The organism is Pantoea sp. CTOTU46764 (assembly GCF_031974595.1).
GTDB lineage: Bacteria > Pseudomonadota > Gammaproteobacteria > Enterobacterales > Enterobacteriaceae > Pantoea > Pantoea trifolii.
The window spans coordinates 34,831-57,209 of the sequence record NZ_DALYOQ010000007.1 but is presented as its reverse complement, the minus strand read 5'-3'; the positions used below and the strand labels follow the sequence as shown (position 1 = coordinate 57,209).

20 protein-coding genes and 2 pseudogenes are annotated in these 22,379 nt (G+C 45.2%); 14 read left to right on the top strand and 8 right to left on the bottom strand.

Features of this window, described 5'->3' with window-relative positions; genetic code table 11:
* The 14 genes and pseudogenes from wcaK to gndA all read left to right on the top strand — a co-directional run.
* On the top strand, positions 1-979 hold a 979-nt coding region (wcaK, locus tag RTM06_RS04555; protein WP_312180251.1), incomplete at its 5' end, for a colanic acid biosynthesis pyruvyl transferase WcaK.
* Between the two features lie 4 nt (positions 980-983).
* Positions 984-2,207: a glycosyltransferase gene (locus tag RTM06_RS04550; protein WP_293793458.1), complete on the top strand. Its 1,224-nt coding sequence runs from the start codon at positions 984-986 to the stop codon at positions 2,205-2,207.
* Positions 2,204-3,476: pseudogene (locus RTM06_RS04545) on the top strand (oligosaccharide flippase family protein). The gene RTM06_RS04550 and the pseudogene RTM06_RS04545 overlap by 4 nt, the downstream one beginning before the upstream one ends.
* Positions 3,477-3,802: 326 nt before the next feature.
* Complete coding sequence (gene galF, locus RTM06_RS04540) at positions 3,803-4,696, top strand: UTP--glucose-1-phosphate uridylyltransferase GalF (RefSeq protein ID WP_101763372.1); 894 nt, start codon at positions 3,803-3,805, stop codon at positions 4,694-4,696.
* 48 nt (positions 4,697-4,744) lie between these two features.
* On the top strand, positions 4,745-5,758 hold the full coding sequence (gene galE, locus RTM06_RS04535; protein ID WP_154183664.1) for a UDP-glucose 4-epimerase GalE: 1,014 nt from the start codon (positions 4,745-4,747) through the stop codon (positions 5,756-5,758).
* Between the two features lie 365 nt (positions 5,759-6,123).
* Positions 6,124-6,891 carry an ABC transporter permease gene (locus tag RTM06_RS04530; protein WP_271460802.1) on the top strand — a complete coding sequence of 256 codons (768 nt, stop codon included), beginning with the start codon at positions 6,124-6,126 and terminating at the stop codon, positions 6,889-6,891.
* Positions 6,891-7,631, top strand: coding sequence for an ABC transporter ATP-binding protein (locus tag RTM06_RS04525; protein ID WP_271460801.1), 741 nt, complete (start codon positions 6,891-6,893; stop codon positions 7,629-7,631). The genes RTM06_RS04530 and RTM06_RS04525 overlap by 1 nt, the downstream gene beginning before the upstream one ends.
* A 12-nt stretch (positions 7,632-7,643) precedes the next feature.
* A complete protein-coding gene (gene glf / locus RTM06_RS04520) occupies positions 7,644-8,798 on the top strand; it encodes a UDP-galactopyranose mutase (RefSeq protein ID WP_312180245.1) in 1,155 nt (384 codons plus the stop codon).
* Positions 8,795-9,688, top strand: coding sequence for a glycosyltransferase (locus RTM06_RS04515; protein ID WP_312180242.1), 894 nt, complete (start codon positions 8,795-8,797; stop codon positions 9,686-9,688). Before glf ends, RTM06_RS04515 begins: the two co-directional genes overlap by 4 nt.
* Positions 9,672-10,826 (top strand): glycosyltransferase family 4 protein, encoded by a 1,155-nt coding sequence (locus RTM06_RS04510; protein WP_271460798.1) that lies wholly within the window; start codon positions 9,672-9,674, stop codon positions 10,824-10,826. The genes RTM06_RS04515 and RTM06_RS04510 overlap by 17 nt, the downstream gene beginning before the upstream one ends.
* A gap of 9 nt (positions 10,827-10,835) precedes the next feature.
* The gene (locus RTM06_RS04505; protein ID WP_312180235.1) at positions 10,836-12,692 is read left to right on the top strand and encodes a DUF4422 domain-containing protein; all 1,857 of its coding nucleotides are present in this window, start codon (positions 10,836-10,838) and stop codon (positions 12,690-12,692) included.
* Positions 12,683-14,194, top strand: coding sequence for a glycosyltransferase (locus RTM06_RS04500; RefSeq protein ID WP_312180233.1), 1,512 nt, complete (start codon positions 12,683-12,685; stop codon positions 14,192-14,194). The genes RTM06_RS04505 and RTM06_RS04500 overlap by 10 nt, the downstream gene beginning before the upstream one ends.
* 45 nt (positions 14,195-14,239) lie before the next feature.
* Positions 14,240-15,214, top strand: coding sequence for a sulfotransferase family 2 domain-containing protein (locus RTM06_RS04495; protein WP_312180231.1), 975 nt, complete (start codon positions 14,240-14,242; stop codon positions 15,212-15,214).
* A 136-nt stretch (positions 15,215-15,350) separates the two neighbouring features.
* Positions 15,351-16,760: an NADP-dependent phosphogluconate dehydrogenase gene (gene gndA, locus RTM06_RS04490; RefSeq protein ID WP_312180229.1), complete on the top strand. Its 1,410-nt coding sequence runs from the start codon at positions 15,351-15,353 to the stop codon at positions 16,758-16,760.
* Between the two features lie 33 nt (positions 16,761-16,793).
* Here gndA and RTM06_RS04485 read toward each other — a convergent pair whose 3' ends face one another.
* The 8 genes and pseudogenes from RTM06_RS04485 to RTM06_RS04450 all read right to left on the bottom strand — a co-directional run.
* A complete protein-coding gene (locus RTM06_RS04485; RefSeq protein ID WP_312180227.1) occupies positions 16,794-17,909 on the bottom strand; it encodes a M14 family metallopeptidase in 1,116 nt (371 codons plus the stop codon).
* Positions 17,910-18,021: 112 nt separating this feature from the next.
* Positions 18,022-18,819 (bottom strand): ABC transporter substrate-binding protein, encoded by a 798-nt coding sequence (locus RTM06_RS04480; RefSeq protein WP_312180225.1) that lies wholly within the window; start codon positions 18,817-18,819, stop codon positions 18,022-18,024.
* 66 nt (positions 18,820-18,885) lie between these two features.
* Positions 18,886-19,362 carry a YbaK/prolyl-tRNA synthetase associated domain-containing protein gene (locus tag RTM06_RS04475; RefSeq protein WP_312180223.1) on the bottom strand — a complete coding sequence of 159 codons (477 nt, stop codon included), beginning with the start codon at positions 19,360-19,362 and terminating at the stop codon, positions 18,886-18,888.
* Positions 19,363-19,450: 88 nt separating this feature from the next.
* Positions 19,451-20,062: a bifunctional phosphoribosyl-AMP cyclohydrolase/phosphoribosyl-ATP diphosphatase HisIE gene (hisIE, locus tag RTM06_RS04470; RefSeq protein WP_312180221.1), complete on the bottom strand. Its 612-nt coding sequence runs from the start codon at positions 20,060-20,062 to the stop codon at positions 19,451-19,453.
* Complete coding sequence (hisF, locus tag RTM06_RS04465) at positions 20,056-20,832, bottom strand: imidazole glycerol phosphate synthase subunit HisF (RefSeq protein ID WP_007888882.1); 777 nt, start codon at positions 20,830-20,832, stop codon at positions 20,056-20,058. Before hisF ends, hisIE begins: the two co-directional genes overlap by 7 nt.
* The gene (gene hisA, locus RTM06_RS04460; RefSeq protein ID WP_312180218.1) at positions 20,814-21,551 is read right to left on the bottom strand and encodes a 1-(5-phosphoribosyl)-5-[(5-phosphoribosylamino)methylideneamino]imidazole-4-carboxamide isomerase; all 738 of its coding nucleotides are present in this window, start codon (positions 21,549-21,551) and stop codon (positions 20,814-20,816) included. Before hisA ends, hisF begins: the two co-directional genes overlap by 19 nt.
* Complete coding sequence (gene hisH, locus RTM06_RS04455; RefSeq protein WP_101763389.1) at positions 21,551-22,141, bottom strand: imidazole glycerol phosphate synthase subunit HisH; 591 nt, start codon at positions 22,139-22,141, stop codon at positions 21,551-21,553. Before hisH ends, hisA begins: the two co-directional genes overlap by 1 nt.
* A pseudogene (locus RTM06_RS04450) lies at positions 22,141-22,379 on the bottom strand (bifunctional histidinol-phosphatase/imidazoleglycerol-phosphate dehydratase); the annotation flags it as partial. The gene hisH and the pseudogene RTM06_RS04450, both read right to left, overlap by 1 nt.

The window sequence follows — 22,379 nt, the reverse complement described above, 5'->3', positions numbered from 1 at the left end:
CAAACTGCGCAACATCGCTATCGCCCAGGGCTTTACCGATTTTGTCCGTCTGCTCGGCAATTACGATGCGATTATTCAGGTTGGTGGCTCGTTCTTCGTCGACCTGTACGGCGTAACCCAATTCGACCACGCGCTCTGTGCGCTGATGGCGAAAAAGCCGCTGCATATGGTCGGTCACTCGGTCGGTCCATTCGAAAACCCGCGCGTGAATGCGCTGGCGAACTTTGTCTTTGATCGCGTCGACAGCCTGGTACTGCGCGAAGAGGTGAGCTACGACCGCCTGAAACAAGATGGCGTGACCACCAGCAAAGTGAAGAAGGGCGTCGATACCGCGTTTCTGGTTGAAGCGCGTGAGGTGGCCAATCCAAGCCATAACCTGCTGCACTGGCAAGCGATTATCAGCGCGCGCAAAACCATTGCGATTACCGTGCGCGAACTGGCGCCGTTCGACAAACGTCTCGGCGTCACGCAGAAAGAGTATGAAGCTGCCTTTGGCCGCGTGATTAACGCGATGATTGCCGAAGGTTATCAGGTGGTTGCCTTCTCTACCTGTACCGGTATTGATAGCTACGCCAAAGATGACCGCATGGTGGCGCTGACGTTGCGCGATCATGTCGAGCATCCCGAGCATTACCATGTCATCATGGACGAGTTCAACGATCTCGAACTCGGCATCCTCCTCAGCCATTGTCATCTGACCATTGGTACCCGCCTGCACTCCGCCATTATCTCCATGAACTTTGGTACGCCAGCCGTGGCCATCAACTATGAGCACAAGTCGCTCGGCGTGATGAAACAGCTTGGCCTGCCGCAGATGGCCACCGATGTGCAGAGCCTGATGGACGGTTCGCTCATCGATAAAGTGCAGACGGTGCTGGCCGACTACGACAACGTGAAACGCAAAGTGGATACCGCGGTGGCGCAGGAGCGTGAGATTGGTAACCGCATTACAGCAGAAATTCTCAACGTCCTGGGGTGAAGTGATGAAGCTGACCTTTTTCACCATGCGTTTTCCTGTTGCCTCTGAGACCTTTGTGCTCAATCAGGTAACGCATTTCATTGACGCAGGCTACGACGTGGAGATTATCTCCGTGTTTCCGGGCGATATGATCAATCGCCACGCCGCGTTCGATGACTACAATTTGGCAGCGAAAACCCACTATTTACTGCCGGAAGAGAAAGTATCCAACCTCGATAAGCTCACGCAGCGTATCGGCTTGATACTGCCGAAAATCACCAAAGGCGCCCTGCTCAAGTCGCTGAATGTGCGTCGTTACGGCGCACAGGCCAGCAAACTGCTGCTGCCAGCGATTGTCGCGAATACCAAGCAGCCTTACACCGCAGATGTGTTTCTGGTGCACTTCGGCTATGCCGGCGCGCTGGCGAACAAACTGCGCGAGCTTGGCGTGCTGAAAGGCAAGCAGGCGACGGTGTTCCACGGCGCGGATATTTCACGTCGTCACATCCTCGAAGAGCACAAGCTCGACTACATCAACCTGTTCAAACAGAGTGAACTGATGCTGCCTATCAGCCACTTGTGGGAGAACAAGCTGATTGAGATGGGCTGTCCGCGTGCCAAAGTGCACGTGACGCGTATGGGCATCGAGCCGGAGAAGTTTAACTTCCGCCCACGCGAAGCCTTCCATCAACCGCTGCGCATCGTCTCTGTTGCGCGTCTGACCGAGAAGAAAGGGTTGGATGTGGCGGTGAAAGCCAGCGAAATCCTGCGCAATAACGGCGGCCAGTTCCAGTTCACCATCATCGGGAACGGCGAGCAGGATGGCATGATGCGCGAGCACATTGCGCGTGCCGGATTGCAGGATTGCGTCAACATGCCGGGTTTTAAGCCGCAGGACGAGATTCGTCAGGCGCTAAACGAAGCGGACATCTTCCTGCTGCCATCCAAAACCGCCGCAGATGGCGATATGGAAGGCATTCCGGTGGCGCTGATGGAAGCGATGGCGGTTGGCTTGCCGGTGGTGTCGACCTATCACAGCGGCATTCCTGAGCTGATTGAGAATGACGTCAGCGGATGGCTGGTGGCTGAGAACGATCCTGACGAGCTGGCGGCGACGCTGCTGCGTCTGTCACGCGGCGATGTGGATGTGGCTCCAGTGGTCGCGGCCGCGCGGCAGAAAGTCGAAACTGAGTTCAATCAGCACATCGCTTACGGTGAGCTGGCGAAAATTCTGGAGCGCATGGTGTGAGCGGATTAAAAAAACAGGCCGTTTGGCTGTTTGGTAGTACCTGTTTTGCCGCATTGCTTCAGGTGTTACAGCTCGCCGTTCTGGCGCGCAAACTGGAAACGCACGAGCTGGGTTTACTGGCTATCATCAATGCGATTCTGGCGGTGGCGACCGTGCTGCAGGATATGGGCATGAGCAGCTATATCGTGCATCGCCCTGATTATGCTGGCGATTGCCTATCCGGTGGCGTGGTTCTATCACCTGCCGGAGCTGGTGGGCTTAATCATGCTCACCAGCCTCAACTTCCTGGTGCTGGGACATTTGTCGCAGTATCAGGCGCACTATGTGAAAACCAAACGCATGGTGACGCTGGCGAAGATTGAGATGGCCACCAAGCTGTTCGCGTTCTTGTGTACCGTCGCGATGCTGTATTACACCTCGCTTACCGTGGCGGCGGCGATTCTTGGCTTGTTCATCAACGCCTTCACACGAATTCTCTGCATGATCTACTTCGGCGAGAAATCGTGGCGTCCGACCTGGGAATTCGACGGCAAAACCTTTGTTAGCGCGGTGCGTTATGGCGTGTATCAACTCGGTTCCCAGACCATTAACCAGCTGCGTACTCAGGCGGATGCGCTGATCGTCGGTAAAGTGATGGGCGCGGAGATGCTGGGGATTTACTCGCTGGCCAAAGAGCTGATCCTGCAACCGCTGAAGCTGGTTTCGCCGGTGATTAACCGTCTGGCATTGCCGCGCTTTGCTGAGAAGCAGCACGATCCGGAGCAGCTGAAAAAGCTGTTCCTGAAAGGCACTTTCGTCATCATGCTGTTCAGCAGCGCGATGTATCTGGCGATTGGCATTCTGTCACCGGTGATTGTGCGCGTGCTGTACGGCGCTTCGCATGAGCAGGTTTATCATCTGATTCCGCTGATGCTGCTGTTTGGCATGCTGCGTCCGATGGGCGGCTTAACCGGCGCGATTTCGCAGGCCAACGGCCGTACCAATGTCGAGTTCTACTGGAACATCGTGGCGAGCCTGGTGGTGGTCGCGGTGCTAGCGACAACCTACATCTGGCCGAACGTGCTGTATGTAGCGCTGACGCTGTCGATCTCGCAGGTGCTGATTTCTGCCTTTGCCCATCCGTTCTTCATCAAGCCGGTGATTGGCATCCGCTTTATGCCGTATGCGCGTCAGTGGGTTTCGGTGTCGGTGGTGTTTGTTGCGCTGATGATGCTGGTAAACCACTTCAACCTGTTCGTGATGCCGGAATGGTTTGAGGGCTGGCTGTAGCCATCAACATCCAACCCGCGTGATGAATCGCGCCGCTACAGATGACTCAATGTTTACACGGTCCGTAGCGGCGCCATTTATGGCGCATTATCAACACAGCTTTCAGTCAATCTCTGGTCTCGTCATCTTAAATCCTTTCACGATTTTTCAGCGGTTTAGCGCATCGGTTCCTCATTGGTATTTCGGCGTTTTTACCGGCCAAATTGGCGATTTTTGATGGTGTGACAGAGAGTTAGTGCCGGTTTTTCAGATAAAGATTATACTTGCTCAACCGGCCGATCCTGCATAATCGACCCCACGTATTCACTTCATGAAATGGAATAAATATGACCAAGCTTAAAGCAGTAATCCCCGTTGCGGGTCTCGGTATGCATATGCTTCCTGCGACGAAAGCCATTCCGAAAGAGATGCTGCCAATTGTCGACAAACCAATGATTCAATACATTGTTGACGAATGCGTTGCGGCTGGCATCAAGGAGATTGTGCTGGTCACCCATGCTTCCAAAAATGCAGTGGAAAACCACTTCGATACCACTTACGAGCTGGAAGCGCTGCTAGAAGCGCGCGTTAAACGTCAGCTGCTGAGCGAAGTGCAGTCAATCTGTCCGCCGGGCGTGACCATCATGAACGTGCGTCAGGCCAACCCGTTAGGCCTGGGCCACTCCGTGCTGTGCGCGCGTCCAATGATTGGCGACAACCCATTTGTGGTGGTGCTGCCAGACGTGCTGCTGGATGACTCCACCGCTGACCACCTGCGTTATAACCTCGCATCGATGGTTGCTCGCTTTGAAGATACCGGCCACAGCCAGGTGCTGGCGAAACACATGCCGGGCGAAGATCTTACTGAATATGGCGTGCTGACTACCGAAGAGCCGATTGATAACCCAGGCGATATCAGCACCATCACCAGCTTTGTTGAGAAGCCAGAAGCGGGTTCTACCGATTCTGACCTGACGGCAGTTGGCCGTTATGTGCTCTCTGCGGATATCTGGGAAGAGCTGGAGCGCACTGAGCCTGGCGCATGGGGCCGCATTCAGCTGACCGATGCTATCGCCTCTCTGAGCAAGAAGAAGCCAGTTGATGTGCAGCTGCTGACCGGTACCAGCTACGACTGTGGTCGTAAACTCGGTTATATGCAGGCATTCGTCTCTTACGGCTTGCGTAACAACGATCAGGGCCGCGATTTCCGCGAATCTATTCAGAAAATCCTGGCGAAATAAGCTTTCTCATTCTCTACCGCGCCTTTAGCGCGGTTTAAAGGAGTACACATGGCTATTTTGGTAACGGGCGGAGCGGGTTACATCGGCTCCCATACGGTGCTGGCGCTGTTAGAGCGCGGCGACGACGTTGTGGTCCTGGATAACCTTTGCAATGCTTCCCGCGAAGCCATCAACCGCGTGGAAAAGCTCTCAGGCAAAAAAGCGGTGTTCGTTGAAGGCGACATCCGCGATCGCGCCTGCCTGCGTGACCTGTTTGCCACTAACGATATCAGCGCTGTGATTCACTTCGCCGCACTGAAAGCCGTTGGTGAGTCCACGCGCATGCCGCTGGAATATTACGAAAACAACGTGGCTGGCACCGTGGTGCTGCTGGAAGAGATGCGCGCAGCTGGCGTGTGGAACTTCATCTTCAGCTCATCTGCGACCGTTTATGGCGCCGATGCACCGGTTCCTTACGTGGAAACCACGCCAATTGGCGGTACCACCAGCCCGTACGGTACCTCGAAGCTGATGATCGAATTCGTGATGCGCGACTTCGCTAAAGCCGATCCGAACTTCAAGGCCATCGCACTGCGTTACTTCAACCCGGTTGGCGCACATGAGTCTGGTGAAATCGGTGAAGATCCAACCGGCATTCCTAACAACCTGCTGCCGTACATCGCGCAGGTGGCGATTGGCCGTCTGGAGAAGCTGGGCGTGTTTGGCGATGACTACGACACGCCGGATGGCACCGCACAGCGCGACTACATTCACGTTGTCGACTTGGCAGAAGGGCACCTGAAAGCGCTGGACCACTTAGCCAAAGTTGAAGGCTACAAAGCTTACAACCTCGGCGGCGGCGTGGGCTTCTCCGTGCTGGAGATGATCAAGGCGTTTGAGAAAGCGTCTGGTAAGCCAATTCCGTTTGAGTTTAAGCCTCGCCGTGACGGTGATTTGCCGGCGTTTTGGGCAGATGCGACGCTGGCGAACAACGAACTGGACTGGCGCGTGACGCGCGGGATCGATGCCATGATGCGTGATACGTGGAACTGGCAGAGTAAGAATCCTAACGGATTTAAGTAGATATTTTACACTCTTGTAAGCCTGTCAATGACAGGCTTTTTGTTTTTTATAGGATTCGTCTAATCTATGTTAAAAATGGCTTCGTCTCAGCTTTAAGATTTATATCGAAAATGTTAGCATTCTGGGCTGCATATTGGAAAATATGGTCCAGTTTATAAGGACCTTGGCTGAGAAAACTGGAAATTTTACTGCTAACTCCTTCGTTTATAATATAGGTTCAGGGGTAATCATCATACCTGATCCCATAGAAGTTCAAGTCAGGTACGCCTAGTGCACTGGTAGCTTTAAGCCAGGGGCGGTAGCATTCTCATAACATAGTAGCGCGAAGTAATTCGTACGTTTATTAGGCAAACTGAGCAATTTATATGAAGTATAATTTTGGTTATCTTTTTGATTTAATAACTGTAATCACAGAGAAAGAATTAAAGGTCAGGTATAAAAGTAGCTTTTTAGGCTATCTTTGGTCTATCGCAAATCCCCTGTTGTTTGCGATGATTTATTATTTTATATTTAAACTTATCATGAGAGTTCAAATACCGAATTATACTGTTTTTTTAATAACTGGCTTATTTCCTTGGCAATGGTTTGCAGGTTCAACTAGTAACTCATTATTTTCCTTTATTTCAAATGCACAGATTATAAAAAAAACAGTCTTCCCACGTTCAGTAATCCCTTTCTGTAACGTCTTTATGGAATTCTTACATTTTCTTTGTACCATTCCTGTTATCATCGTTTTTCTAATTATTTATGATATGAGCCCTTCACTTTCATGGCTGTGGGGGATTCCATTGATTGGTTTAGGGCAAATGATATTAACCTACGGATTAGCATTAATATTATCAACACTTAACTTATTCTTCAGAGATCTAGAGCGTTTCATTAGTTTGGGCATTATGCTTATGTTTTATTGCACACCTATCCTTTATTCAGTAGATTTAATACCTGCTGAGTATCATTGGTTGATCGACGCAAATCCGCTTTCTTTAATGATTCTTTCCTGGCGTGATTTATTTATGCATGGTGTAATTGATTATGGAAATATTTTGCATTTATATTTCTATTCATTTACAACTTTACTCATTGGAGTTTGGGTGTTTAATAAATTAAAATTCCGTTTTGCTGAGATATTGTAATGAGTGTAGCGATTGAGTTTAAAAATGTCACAAAAAGGTACCCTCTATATCATCATATTGGATCTGGCATCAAAGAGTTGATATTCAATCCTAAACGTGCATTATCGATGTTATCCGGCAGATCTTATTTAGCAATAGAAGATATTTCATTTCAAGTCTTAAAAGGCGAATCAGTAGCGCTAATTGGCCGAAATGGTGCAGGTAAAAGTACATCACTTTCGCTGGTGGCTGGAGTGATAAAGCCTAGCACTGGTTCAGTCTTTGTTAAAGGTAGGGTGGCCTCTATGCTTGAGCTGGGAGGAGGCTTTCATCCGGAACTTACAGGAAGAGAAAATATTCGTTTAAATGCAACTTTACTTGGTTTAAGAAGAAAAGAACTAAATGCAAAAATTGATAAGATAATTGAGTATTCTGAACTCGGAGAGTTCATTGACGAGCCCATTAGAGTATATTCAAGTGGCATGTTGGCTAAGCTAGGATTTTCAGTTATCACTCAAGTAGATCCTGACATTCTAATAATAGATGAAGTTCTAGCTGTCGGGGATATTAGTTTTCAAAAGAAATGTATTAAAACAATAAATGAATTCAGAAGTAAAGGTGTCACAATATTATTTGTAAGCCATAATATGGATGACATTGAGAAAATCTGTAATAAAGTTATTTGGATTGAAAATCATAAAGTTAGACGTATTGGTAATAGTAAAGAAATTATTAACGACTACCGCGCATTCATGCAGTGATTGAAGGTAAATGTGATGAGCAAAAATATTCTTGTTGTTGGAGCTGGTTTTTCAGGTGCAGTTATAGCTAGAGAGCTTGCAGAAAGTGGGCATAATGTTGAGGTAATTGATTCTCGAAATCATATTGCAGGTAATTGCTACAGTGAAAGAGAACATGTGTCTCAAGTGATGATCCACACATATGGACCGCACATTTTCCATACTGATAATGAAAAGGTTTGGGCTTATATTAACAAGTATGGCAATATGATGCCTTACACAAACCGTGTTAAAGCAACAGTAAATAATAAAGTTTTTTCTTTACCTATTAACCTTCATACAATAAATCAATTCTTTGAAAAGACTTGCAATCCTGATGAAGCAAAAAAATTAATTGAAAGTAAAGGTGAAAAATCCATCTCGGCACCAGTAACTTTCGAAGAACAAGCTCTACGTTTCGTAGGTAAAGAGTTATACGAAGCCTTTTTTAAAAGCTATACCATTAAGCAATGGGGAATGCATCCCAAAGAATTACCAGCATCAATTTTAAAAAGATTGCCCGTACGTTTTAATTATGATGATAATTACTTTAATCATAAATACCAAGGCATGCCAGAAAATGGTTATACGGCGATCGTGGAAAGCATTCTTGATCATAAAAATGTAAAAGTGTCACTGAATACTAGTTTTGATCTGAAAACTCGAGAAAATTATGATCATGTATTTTATAGCGGACCACTTGACGCATTTTACGAGCATGAGTTTGGGCGATTAGGTTATAGAACTTTGGATTTTGAAGAGTTTACCTATGAAGGAGATTATCAAGGATGTGCAGTAATGAACTACTGTGAACCTGATATACCTTACACTCGTATTACGGAGCATAAATATTTTGCTCCTTGGGAAAAACACGAAAAGTCTATTTGCTATAAAGAATATAGTCGTAGTTGTGGTGAGAACGATATTCCTTATTATCCTATTCGTCAAGTTGGGGAAATGGATATGTTGTCAAAATATATTAGTTTGGCTGAAAAAGAATCGAAAATCACATTTATCGGCCGGTTAGGTACTTATAGATACCTAGATATGGATGTAACCATTGCTGAAGCACTTAATACTGCAGAATGTTACCTAAAATCATTGAAATCTGAAGATAAAATGCCGGTATTTACGGTTGATGTAAGATGAATGCAACAGCATTAATAGTTACCTTTAACCGTCTGAATAAACTAATAAAGACTATTGAGGCAACGCTTGCGTTGCCTTTTCAGCATATAGTTATCGTTAACAATGCATCTACAGATAATACGAGTCAATGGTTATCACAATTACATGATTCACGCATTAAAGTTATCGAATCTAAATACAATATAGGTGGCGCAGGCGGTTTTTATTTAGGCGCTGAATTTATATCCAAACATGTAAAAACCAAATGGATTGTTTTTTATGATGATGACGCTTACCCTGAAAAGGATTTTTTGAATAAATTTGAAAGTTTAAATCCTGATGAACATATGGCCTACTGTTCTAAAGTTTTGGATTTAAAAAACAATATATGCACAATGAATAAACCATGGATAAGAAAAACAACAACTTTCACGGATAATTTTTTATATTGCATTAATAAGGATAAGTTTGTAGTGAGTTCTGAGCTAGATTCAGAGAGTATAACCTTTTCCTTTGTTGGTTGCATAATCAGTCATGATATTTTAGAAAAAACTTATTCTAATATTGATAGGAAATTATTCATATATTACGATGATGTTTTTTACTCTTACTTTTTATTAAGAATGGGTGTCAAAATTCGCTATGAAGCAGCACTTGTTTTCAGACATGATATTGTTGCGGAAAGCTCAGTAAAATTGCCCCCTTGGAAAATTTACTATTTAGTAAGAAATATCATTATAGGAAAAAAGAGTTATGGCAAAGAATGTTTCTTTTCAAAAAGAGCCATCGCTGTAAGGTTGATAGTTTATTTCATCCACACTTTAAAAAGTAATAATATAAAACTGAGTGTTAAATACTACTTTAAAGGTGTAAGTGACGGTTTAAGGAATTTAAGTGGGAAAAGACACTGAAAACGTCTCAATGAAAAAAATTTGCTTCTTTGTGAATTCTGGCTGGTATTTTGAACTTCATTGGTTGGATAGGGCAAATGCTTTAAAAAATGGAAACAATGAAGTCCATATTGTCAGTAATTTTAGTGACGCTGAAATGCAAAGATTAGGAACACAAGGATTTCACTGTCATCAAACTGGAATGCGTGAAAGAAGTTTAAAGATATTCCATGCTATCTCTGATTTTTTCAATAGCATAAAAATTCTCAAACGAATCAATCCTGATTTAATTCATTGCATTACCATTAAGCCGATAATAATTGGTGGTCTTTTTTCTCGCTTCATGCATAAACCCTTTATCGCAAGTTTTGTTGGGTTAGGGCGTGTTTTCATGATTCAAACATGTAGTTATAAGCTATTAAAAAGAATAGTTGGGTTTATTTACAAGTTAATTTTTAAAAATAAAAAATCCTTACTATTATTTGAGCATGAAAATGACCAAAATATTTTATTGCAATTAATAAGTATTCCAAGAGAAAGATGTGTTGTAATTAATGGTTCAGGTGTGGATCTTGAAAAATTCAATTATGTTCAAGAAGAAGACTCATTAAAACCTAGTGTTTTATTCGCTAGTAGACTCCTTTGGTGTAAGGGTTTAGGTGATTTAGTAAAAATAAAAAAAGATATATCAGCACATATCGAGTTTGATTTAAATGTTGCCGGCATAAGTGTTGAGGGAGACCCCGACTCCATACCTTTAAGTACCATCGACGTGTGGAATGAAGAATCAATAATTACTTGGTTAGGAAAAAGGGATGATATTTCTAACCTTATTGAAAGTAATAGTATTGTTGTTTTACCATCAACTTATTTTGAAGGTGTTCCCCGAATTTTGATTGAAGCTGCAGCTAAAGGCAGGCCTATCATTGCTTATGATACCGGGGGGTGTGGAAATATTTTACATAATGGTATTAATGGCTATCTAATTGAAAAAGGCAATATAGATGAACTTAAAAATAAAATTATATTCCTTCTTTCAGATATCAATATACGAAGGCACATGGGTGAAAATGGACGAAGGTTAGTTGAGACGCATTTTGGCTCTGTTATTATCATTAAACAAACTATGTCTGCTTACTCTAGAATATTGTCATCATAAGGATATACTGTGTCAGAAAATATTAAAGTTAAAATATTGGTGTGCCATCATAAAGAGTTTGAATACATTAGCAACGATTGTATCTTGCCAATTCAGGTTGGTAGGGTATTATCACCTGTGAAATTAGATTATTGCATTGGAGATGATAGCGGCACCAACATTTCTGCCAAAAACAAATCTTGGTGTGAGTTAACAGCAATCTTTTGGGCTTGGAAAAATCTCGATGCAGATTATTATGGTTTAATGCATTATCGCAGATATCTTTCGATGGAGTCTGACGATGGATTCTCAGTTGTAGACAACTTAAATGCAGATGTTGTGAAGGCTAATGGGTTAAGTGCTGAAGCGATAATTACAAAATGTAAAAATTATGATGTTATTACTTCTCCTGTGTGGAATGTGCATCCTGCAGGTTTACCTTCAAGATTACTAACAAATTATCAGCATTATGAATTAGATCATTATAAAAAAGATCTTGATATTATTATTGATATTGTAAAGAAAAATTATCCAGATTTTTATTTACCCCTGCTTGATAGTTTACATTCTACTTCTTGTTTTTTTGCAAATATAGCAATAATGAAAAAAGAATATTTTCATGAATATTGTGACTTTGCGTTTGGTGTTTTATTTGAAGCCGAGAGTATGGTATCTCTCGATTCTTATGATAATTATCAAAAAAGAATCTGGGGGTTTCTAGCCGAGCGCCTTATCAATGCTTATGTAATATATGCCAAGAAGAAGTATAAAGATATAAAAATTAAAACTGCAGGCTTACTTTATGTGACTGAAAAAAACACTTTAAACTTTGAGGAGATATTAACTAAAGAATTATCTTTTGCAAAAAATAATGGACTTTCTTGCAACGCTTCTCTTCAGACTAGTGTTGAAATTAACATATGCATGTCTTTTAATGATAATTATTTCGTTCACGCTCTTACTACTATTCAATCACTAATTGCAAATAATAAATCATGTAGTAAGGTCAAGTTATTTATATTGTGTGATGCTCAATTAAGTCAGAATAACCGTAATAAGCTATCAGTTTATTTTGCGGAGCAAATTGATGTCTCGTTCTTAGACGTTGATCCAGATCTATTTAATGCTTTACCGTTAAATAGGCACTATATATCATTAAATACATATTATCGATTAGTTATCCATAAGCTAATACCTGAAATTGACAGGGTCATATATTTAGATTCAGATATCATTTTTTGTGATGATATAACTGAGCTTTGGTCTCATGATTTGCAGGGGAAATCTTTAGCCGGTTCTTTGGATGAGGGGGGAGTACTTCAATCTCGTCGACTTCAACTTGGGATTGAGAGTTCTTATATTAATGCAGGTGTATTAATTATGGACCTAAATAAAATCCGGGAAAAGTATAATGATGTTTTTATCGAATATATGGCTAATTACTTTACAAGAAAACAGGATATAATCTTACAAGATCAAGACATCCTTAATTTAACCTATAACAATGATATTAGTTTATTACCACTTAAATGGAATGTGAATAGTAGGATGTTTTGCCTAAATGATTTGGAACATAAGTATTCGATTTCAGAAGAAATGGAAGCCATCAATGACTTGGGTATAATTCATTTTACAGATAGAAAAAAACCTTGGAATATTCTCTGCTCACATCCTTTGCGAAAATTATATTGGTACTACCGTGGGAAGGCTTCACCTGAGACTATCAAACTTAAAGAAAGGCTGGTAAGACAATACTCTGGAAGACTTAACTACCAATTTGAAGGAGACAAAGTCTTATTTGATTTTTCATTAATTAAATTCAGGATAAAAAAAATAATTATAATTAGACTTATACAGGTTTTAAAGTTATTTAAACTTTGGAAGTAATTCAATCACTTAAATTAATTTTAGAAAATAATGGGCTTATCATGAGAATTTGTTTTTACAATTGGGTTGACTATGATGATAAACGCAAAAGAGGAGGTGGTGTAACTGTTTATCAAAAGAATTTAATTGATGCTTTGAATGCAAACGAAAAAACTCAGGTCTATTTTATCTCTTCAGGTGTTAACTACAACCCCTTTAATACGGAAATAAAGTATAAAAAAAACGGAAATAAATATGAAATTATTAACTCTGCAACTTTAGCGCCTTCTCATCTTTCTTTCTCCTCTTCAACTCAAATTAGTCATGATGCTACTGAAAAAGTTTTCTTGGAGGCGATTTCGGATATTGGGAAATTAGATGTTATTCACTTCAATAATTTAGAAGGAATTCCCGTTAAAATAATTAAAAGGATAAAAGAGACGTTCCCAAGTATAAAAATTGTTTTCTCGGTTCACAATTATTATCCTTTTTGCCCACAGGTCAATTTGTGGGAAAGAGAACGCAAGAATTGTAGGGACTATAATGGAGGGCGAAAATGTGTTACTTGCGTTACGCACAATCATGGGGAAGGTTATTTTAAGAAAAACTATTATCTCGACAATTTTTTACTTTCAAAAAATATAAAAGATAATACTTTGCTATCTAAATTTAGTTGGTCGATGGCTCACAAAGTTAATAATAGTTTCTATAAAATCAAACGTTTTGCTACTCCCCCGCAATCGAATTCTCCCATGATAAACTTTTCAGAAAATGCTCATTATTTTTTGAATAGAAGACAAGAATTCATTCAAACAATTAATGAAAATTGCGATGTGATATTGACTGTTTCTAAAAGAGTGGCAGATATTTGTTTAAACTTTGGCATTAAGAAAGAGTTATTAAAAGTTTCCTATATTGGTACCGCCCATTACTCTAAATATTTAGACTCGCAACCTAAAGGGGAAGGTATTTCGACTATTGCCTATCTCGGTTATATGCGAAAAGATAAAGGGTTTGAATTTTTCATTGACGCTCTGCGAAAAGTACCTGAAGATATTGCAAAAAACATTAATATTGTTGTTGCGGCTAAACGACACAATGAGCATTACTATTACCTTCTAAAGGAATTAACTGCGCGATTTAATAATGTGATTTTTGCTGATGGGTATTCTCACAAAAATATAGATAAAATTCTGGAAAATGTTGACCTAGGCATTGTTCCTGTTCTTTGGGAAGATAATCTTCCACAAGTTGCTATTGAAATGCATTGTCGTCGAATTCCCATTTTGACCAGCAACTTAGGTGGCGCTTGCGAGTTACATAATAAAAATGAGCGTTTTACATTTCAGGCCGGCAACTATAAAGATTTCGTTAATAAATTAACAGACCTTACACTTAATGGTTATGATTCAAGAGAATACTGGTTTAATGCCCTTTCACCAGTATCCATGGACCAGCATTTGAATGAATTATTAAACGTTTATAATGATAGAAATAGTCTCATCCATATTGAATCACTTTAAAATAAAATCCTTGTTTTTCATTTTATAAATACTGGTGTTTTGATTATGATTTATTCAGTTGAAAAAAGATTTCTTTTTATACATAACCCGAAAGTTGCCGGAACGTCAGTTAGAAAAGCCTTACAGAAATATGATAGCTCAGGGGAGAAGTACTGGCGACCATACTATGTTGAAAAATATGATCGAATCGTAGACAGGGCCCATATCCAAGCCTCTGAATATGAAGTTCATTCGTTGGAGGAAATTTCAGAAAGATTTTTCACTTTTGGATTTGTTAGAAATCCTTATGAGCGATTTTTAAGTGCATGGGAGGAGTTTAAACTCCAGCATAACCTTGATGATTATGAGGATATAAATGACTGGGCCATTGCTAATATTAACGAAATTGCTGTTCGTTATGACTGGAGATTAATTCATTTTTGCCCACAACATTATTTTTTTTATGTAGGCCAGAAGTGCGTTGCTGATTTTATTGGTAAACAAGAGTTCTTAAATCAGGATTGGCTGCGAGTACAAAATATAATTGGTGTCAATGAGCCATTGGGACATTTCAATAAAAAAAGAGATAGCGTTCAAAGTAGGTTGACTGATATTTTGAGTGAAGAAACAATATCTTTAATTAATAAAATTTATGCGAAAGATTTTCTTTATTTTAATTATCCTATGCATGATGCAAAACCAGTTTCAAGTTCAGATCCTTACTTGGATTACTATGAGAATGCATTACTTCCACAACGAAAGCTTTATCAAGCTATGAATCAAGAAATCAAATCTCTTCGTGATGAGCTTGATAAAAACCTTAAGGAATTGAGCCATCTTAGGAACAGAGAACTACATTTACACAATGATAATGAAAATTATAAAAATAAAATATTTGAATGTGAAAAATGTATAAGTTTAATTCAGGAAGAAGTTTCAAAGAAAAATGAAGAAATTTCAGCAATGTTTGATAGCAAATCTTTCAAAATCACAGCACCGTTAAGAACCATTGCGCGCGTAATAAGAAAAATTAATTATTAACATCTGTTAACAGAGTTATAAGAGCTCTTTACTTCCAAACGCTTTGTGCGATCTAAGTTATAATTGTTTGACCGATAGTAACAGTGATGTTACTGATAATATACTGTATTAAAAGGCTTTTAAATAGGAGTAAAAAATGTCCAAGCAACAAATCGGTGTTGTAGGTATGGCAGTAATGGGCCGCAACTTGGCTCTTAACATTGAGAGCCGCGGTTACACTGTTTCTATCTTCAACCGTTCACGCGAAAAGACTGATGAAGTCATCGCTGAGAACCAAGGTAAGAAACTCGCTCCTTTCTATACTGTTGAAGAGTTTGTTGAATCGCTGGAAAAACCACGTCGTATCCTGCTGATGGTACAAGCAGGTGAGGCAACTGATAAAACTATCGCTTCCCTGACTCCTCATCTGGATAAGGGTGATATCCTGATCGATGGCGGTAACACCTTCTATAAAGACACCATCCGTCGTAACAAAGAGCTGTCCGACCAAGGCTTCAATTTCATCGGTACCGGTGTTTCTGGCGGTGAAGAGGGTGCATTGAAAGGCCCATCAATCATGCCTGGTGGCCAGAAAGAAGCGTACGAACTGGTTGCTCCAATCCTTGATAAGATTGCTGCACGTGCAGAAGATGGTGAAGCCTGTGTGGCTTATATAGGTCCCAATGGTGCCGGCCACTATGTGAAGATGGTTCACAATGGCATCGAATACGGTGACATGCAGCTGATTGCTGAAGCCTATGCGTTGCTGAAAGGTGCGCTGGGCTTGAACAATGAAGAGTTGGCTGAAACCTTCACAGATTGGAACAACGGTGAGCTGAGCAGCTATTTGATCGACATCACCAAAGATATCTTTACTAAGAAAGATGAAGACGGTAAATATCTGGTTGATGTCATTCTGGATGAAGCAGCTAACAAAGGTACCGGTAAATGGACTAGCCAGAGCTCATTGGATCTGGGCGAGCCACTGTCATTAATCACCGAATCAGTGTTTGCACGCTATTTGTCTTCTCTGAAAACTCAGCGTGTTGCAGCTTCCAAAGTACTCAGTGGCCCGCAGGCGAAAGCCTTTACCGGAGATAAAGCTGAGTTCGTTGAAAAAGTGCGTCGTGCATTGTACTTGGGCAAAATCGTCTCATATGCTCAGGGCTTCTCTCAACTGCGTGCTGCTTCCGAAGAAAACAACTGGGATCTGCATTACGGCGAGATTGCTAAGATTTTCCGTGCTGGATGCATCATCCGTGCTCAATTCCTGCAGAAAATTACCGATGCATATGCGAATGATGCAGACATCGCTAACCTGCTGCTGGATCCATACTTCAAGAATATCGCTGATGAGTACCAGCAGGCGCTGCGTGATGTAGTGTCTTACGCTATTCAGAACGGTATTCCGACGCCGACCTTCTCTGCTGCTATTGCATACTACGATAGCTATCGTTCAGAAGTTTTGCCGGCGAATCTGATTCAGGCTCAGCGTGACTATTTTGGTGCGCATACTTACAAGCGTATCGATAAAGACGGTGTGTTCCATACCGAATGGCTGGACTAACAGCATTTAGGCTTCCTTCGGGAAGCCTTATTTTTACCCCACCAACAACTCCCCCCGTCTACCAGCATTCTCCCCAGCCAACCGCACCACCAACATCCCCGCCGTCACAAACTTGGTCAAATTCCTCGCATACAATACGCCACCAAACTCAGCCACCAGCGGCATCACCTGGTCAGTAATCGGATCAACAACCTCAGCCACCACTTCCCCCGCCTTAATCCACTCACCCAAATTACGTCGGTAAAACACCAATCCAGATTGCGCCGCATGAATATACTCACATCCCGCCAGCGCCGTCGCCGGATGAATCAGGGCAGGGGATTCACCCACTTCACCCGCAATATATCCGCCCTCAATCAGTGCATTGATAATCGCGTCAGCATCTTTCTCCGCCATCTCAGGCGATACATCCGCCACACCGCGCAATTCCAGCGTCACCGGCAGCAAGCCGCGCGGCATCGGATACTCATCACCAAAACGCTCTGCCAATGTCAGCCACGGCTCACAGCAAGCCTCATCAAACGGTTCACCGCCAGATATCTGCGCCAGCAACTGCACTTCACTGCCTAACCAACGCGCCAAAGGTTCAATGTCCGGCCACGCGTGCGGCGTAGTGTAGAGGTGCGGCAGCGCATCCCAGTCGCAATGCAAATCAATCATTAAATCCGCCTGACTGGCCATACGCATCAGCGTAAAGCGCTGGGCATCCAGTTCAGTGCGGGCGATACGCTCACGGTAATGACGATCTATCGCTTCCCGGATTAGTCGTTTATTTTCGTATTCACTCTGCGTCAGTGAACCTGCAAGCTCTTCAACCAAGGCTTCACCTAATGCCGGGAAACGACGGTTAAAATCCTGTCCTGAAAGCGTATGGAAACGCCCGAGATGGCTGCCGTGCCAGTGTTGTCCCATCGCTAAAGGATTTGCGACCGGCACCAGCGTGATTTTGGCTTTTAGCTGACCCGCAGATTCCAGCGCTAACAACTTCTGTTTCAAGTACCATGCCACCGCCATGCCCGGCAGCTCATCGCCGTGCAATGCAGCCTGAATGTAGACGCGTTGCTGTGAATCCGTACCGAAGTGGAAGCTGACAATTTCGCGTTGCGTGCCCAGCGAGGCGCTTAATAGAGGATGATGTTGTTGTTGCATAACGCTATCGATGTCCTTTATTCATGGCACGCTTTCAGCGACGCCAGATGCATTTTCTGATGGAATTATAGTGCTGAGTGCAAAAAGGGCGGCAAAAAAGCCGCCCAAAAGATTACTGCTGGATGGAGATGTCAGTCGCGAAGTACTGTTTCTGAATTTTATCGAAAGTGCCGTTCTTCTTCAGCTCGGCAAACGCGTTATCCAGCGCGGTTTTCAGTTCGGTGTCGCCTTTACGCAGACCAATTGCGGTGCCTGGACCGATAATCGGATCCTGCACAATCGGGCCAGCCAGCTCGAAATCTTTGCCCTGCGGATGTTTGAGGAAACCATTTGCAGCCTGGGCAGCATCAGTAAACACCACGTCTAGTCGACCCGAAATCAAATCACTCTCAACCTGTGCCTGATCGCCATAAGGCACAACCTGCACGCCGTGCGGCTGCCATTTGGCCAGCGCATAACGCTCCTGCACGGTGCCTTGCTCAACACCCACGGTTTTACCTTTTAGCGATTCAGCCGTTGGCAGTAGGCCGGAACCTTTACGGGCAATCAGCTGCGTATGGGTGTCGTAAAGCGGCACGGTGAAATCAATCTGCTTCAGACGTTCTTCAGTGATGCCCATATCAGAGAGGATGGCGTCGAACTTACGTGCTTTTAGCGCCGGGATCATGCCATCGAACTGGCTCTCCACCCACACGCATTTGGCCTGCATCTGCTCACACAGAGCATTGCCGAGATCGATATCAAAACCGATCAGTTTGCCCTGTGGCGTTTTGGATTCGAAAGGAGGATAGGTAGGATCAACCGCGAAACGCACTTGATCAATTTTTGCCTGCGCGCTAAACGCGCAACCTGCCAGCACAGCCAGCGCCAGCGTGTGACGCAGGCGGGCGGTTAAACGAGAACTTGCCATAATATCGGTCTTCTTTTGATGTGATGTTGAGTCAGAAAGAGTACCGCTCAGGGCCTGGCAAGGCAATTAGAGGATTATTTTCATCACGTTACCATTATGCAGAGCCTGATAATCCGCAATGTTAAGCACCACAGATTGCTCCAGCAATCCGGCGTTAAAGGCGATTTCGTCATAGCGTTCAAACAGCAGCGGATCGACCACCAGCTGTAAATCAGGATGGAAGCTAAACGGCGGAATAGCGCCAAAAACGCAGCCGGTCAGCGTATCCACTTCCGCCGGTGAGGCCAGCGAAGCACGGCGACCGCCAACCGCTGCAGCAACCTTGCTGAGATCCGCTTGCTGATCGGCAGGCAGCACCGCCAGCACATGTTGCTTGATGCCGTTGCCTTTCACATGACACACCAGCGCCTTCGCGCCTTGCCCTACTTCCGTGCCACGAATTGCCGCCACCGCTTCGCACTTGCCGGTCGCTTCATGTTCCATCACGCGATAGCGCGCCTGATGTTGATCGAGCAGGGCGATCAGTTTTTCATGGGTGGTCATGGTGTTTTCCATGCTGATGAATAGCGTAGGGTGCGCATTTATGCGCACCTGGGATATTGGTCGCCATCAATGGCGACCCTACGAAACGTTATTTATGACGTGCGCGCAGATTATTGATGATGGTGCTCAAATCCAGCTCCTGATCTTGCAACAGCACCATCAGGTGATAAAGCAGATCCGAAGCTTCATTGGTCAACTCGTGACGATCGTTAACCGTTGCCGCCAACGCCGTTTCCACGCCTTCTTCACCCACTTTCTGCGCGATACGCTTGGTGCCGCTGGCGTAAAGCTTCGCGGTGTACGAACTCTCTGGATCGGCGCTTTTGCGTGAGGCCAGCAGCTGCTCCAGCTGATAGAGGAACGTCCAGTCTGACGCCGCCGGTGAGAAGCAGCTAGATGTGCCAAGATGGCAGGTTGGGCCAATCGGATTGGCCAGCACCAGCAGCGTGTCGTTATCGCAATCCGGCGTGATGCTTGCCACTTGCAGGAAGTGGCCCGAGGTTTCGCCTTTGGTCCATAAACGATTTTTAGTGCGTGAGAAGAAGGTGACGTTGCCGTCGCTGAGGGTTTTTTGCAGCGCTTCTTCGTTCATATAACCGTGCATCAGCACTTCGCCGGAAACGTTGTGCTGGACGATAACGGGCATCATGCCCGCGGTTTTGACCCAATCCAGCCTGGCCAGTTGTTCTGCAGTTAACACGCGCGAATCTCCACACCGTTGTCGATCAGGAAGTTTTTCAACTCGCCGATATTGATAATTTGTTTGTGAAACACCGAAGCCGCCAGCGCACCATCAACGTTCGCCTGCTCAAAGGCTTCAAGGAAGTGCGGCATGGTGCCTGCGCCGCCGGAGGCGATCAGCGGCACTTTGCATACATCGCGCACTTTCTTCAGCTGCACCAGATCGTAGCCATTCCGCACGCCATCCTGGTTCATCATGTTGAGGACGATTTCACCCGCGCCCAGCTTCTGCACTTCCTGCACCCAATCCAGGGTTTCCCACGTGGTCACTTTGGTGCGCGCTTCGTCGCCGGTGTACTGATTGACGTGATATTTGCCGCTCGCTTCGTCAAACCAGGTATCGATGCCCACCACGATGCACTGCACGCCAAAGCGATCGGCCAGACGCGTAATCAGCGTAGGATCGGCTAATGCCGGCGAGTTTATCGAAATCTTGTCGGCACCAAACTGCAGAATGCGCGCCGCGTCTTCTTCGCTCTTAATGCCGCCCGCCACGCAGAACGGGATGTCGATCACTTCCGCCACGCGCGATACCCAGCTCTTGTCCACGACGCGGCCATCCGATGAGGCGGTGATATCGTAGAACACCAGCTCGTCCGCACCTTCCTGCGCATAACGCTGCGCCAGCGGTACGATGTCGCCGATGATTTCGTGGTTACGGAACTGAACGCCTTTTACCACTTGCCCGTCACGCACATCGAGACAAGGAATTATCCGTTTCGCCAGCATGCAATCGCCTCCGCAACCGTAAATTTATCTTCCAGCAAAGCGCGACCGACGATCACGCCCTGCGCGCCGCTGCCGCGTAACGCCGCGATGTCATCGAGCGAACCGATGCCGCCCGAAGATTGGAAAGCGATGTCCGGGAAGGCCGCAGACACTTCTTTGTAAAGTTCGACGTTGGAGCCGCTTAGCGTACCGTCACGCGAAATGTCGGTGCACAGCACATGCTTGAGGCCAACCGGCTGATACCAGCCAATCACCTCTTCCAGCGTTACGCCCGCTGCTTCCTGCCAGCCGCTGATCGCCACTTCTTTACGGTTGTTGGCATCAATGCGCACATCCAACGCCAGCACGATGGCGTCCGCGCCAAACTCGCTAAACCAGCTTTTGACTTCTTCCGGTTGCTTCACCGCGGTTGAACCGACCACCACGCGCGTGGCACCCGCTGCCAGCAGCGCCGCCACGTCATCGCGATGGCGGATGCCGCCGCCCACCTGCACCGGCACGTTCACGCCGCGCAATAAGGTGGTAAGCAGGGGAATCTGGCGTTTGGCCGGGTCTTTCGCGCCGGTCAAATCCACCAGATGCAGCACTTCAGCGCCCTGGCGCTGGTAATCCTGTAAGCGCGGCAGCGGATCGCTACCGTAATCGCGCTGCTGGCCGTAATCGCCCTGATGCAGGCGCACCACTTTGCCGTCGATTAAATCTAATGCGGGGATAATCATCACATCTCCAGGAAATTTTTCAGCAACTGCGCGCCTGCTTTGCCCGAACGCTCCGGGTGGAACTGCACGCCGAAGAAGTTATCTTTCTGCAAGGCGGCAGTGAACGGATAGCCGTAATCGCACTGCGCGATGGTGGCGGCATTCACCGGCATAGCGTAGCTGTGCACGAAGTAGAAGTAGCTGCCATCGGGAATGTCGCGGAACAGATGATGGCCCGCTTTGGCGGTGATCTGGTTCCAGCCCATGTGCGGCAGCGGTAAATCCTGCGTATCCATCAGCGTGACGGGCTCATCAACCAGGCCGAGCGTGGTGACGCCGCCGTTCTCATCGCTACCGCGACCGAGCAGCTGCATGCCGAGGCAAATACCGAGCACCGGCTGAGTACAGGCTTTGATTAAGTCGATGAGATCGCGCTCCTGCAGCTGATTCATCGCCGCCTGCGCGGTGCCCACGCCGGGCAGCAGCAGCTTGTCGGCATGCAGCACCACATCCGGGTCGCGGCTCACCTGCGGCGTATAACCGAGGCGCTCAATCGCCCACTTCACTGAAGACAGGTTGGCGCAGCCGGTATCGAGGATCACCACGTTCATCACAGCACTCCTTTCGAGCTCGGCAAGGTGTTGCCTTCCACGCGAATCGCCTGGCGCAGCGTGCGGCCAAAGGCTTTGAAAAGGCTCTCCACGCGATGGTGATCGTTGCGGCCTTTGGTTTTCAGGTGCAGCGTACTCATCATGGCGTAGGAGAGCGAGCTGAAGAAGTGCTCGACCATCTCGGTGCTGAGATCGCCCACGCGCTGGTAGCTGAACTCGGCTTTGAATTCGATGTGCG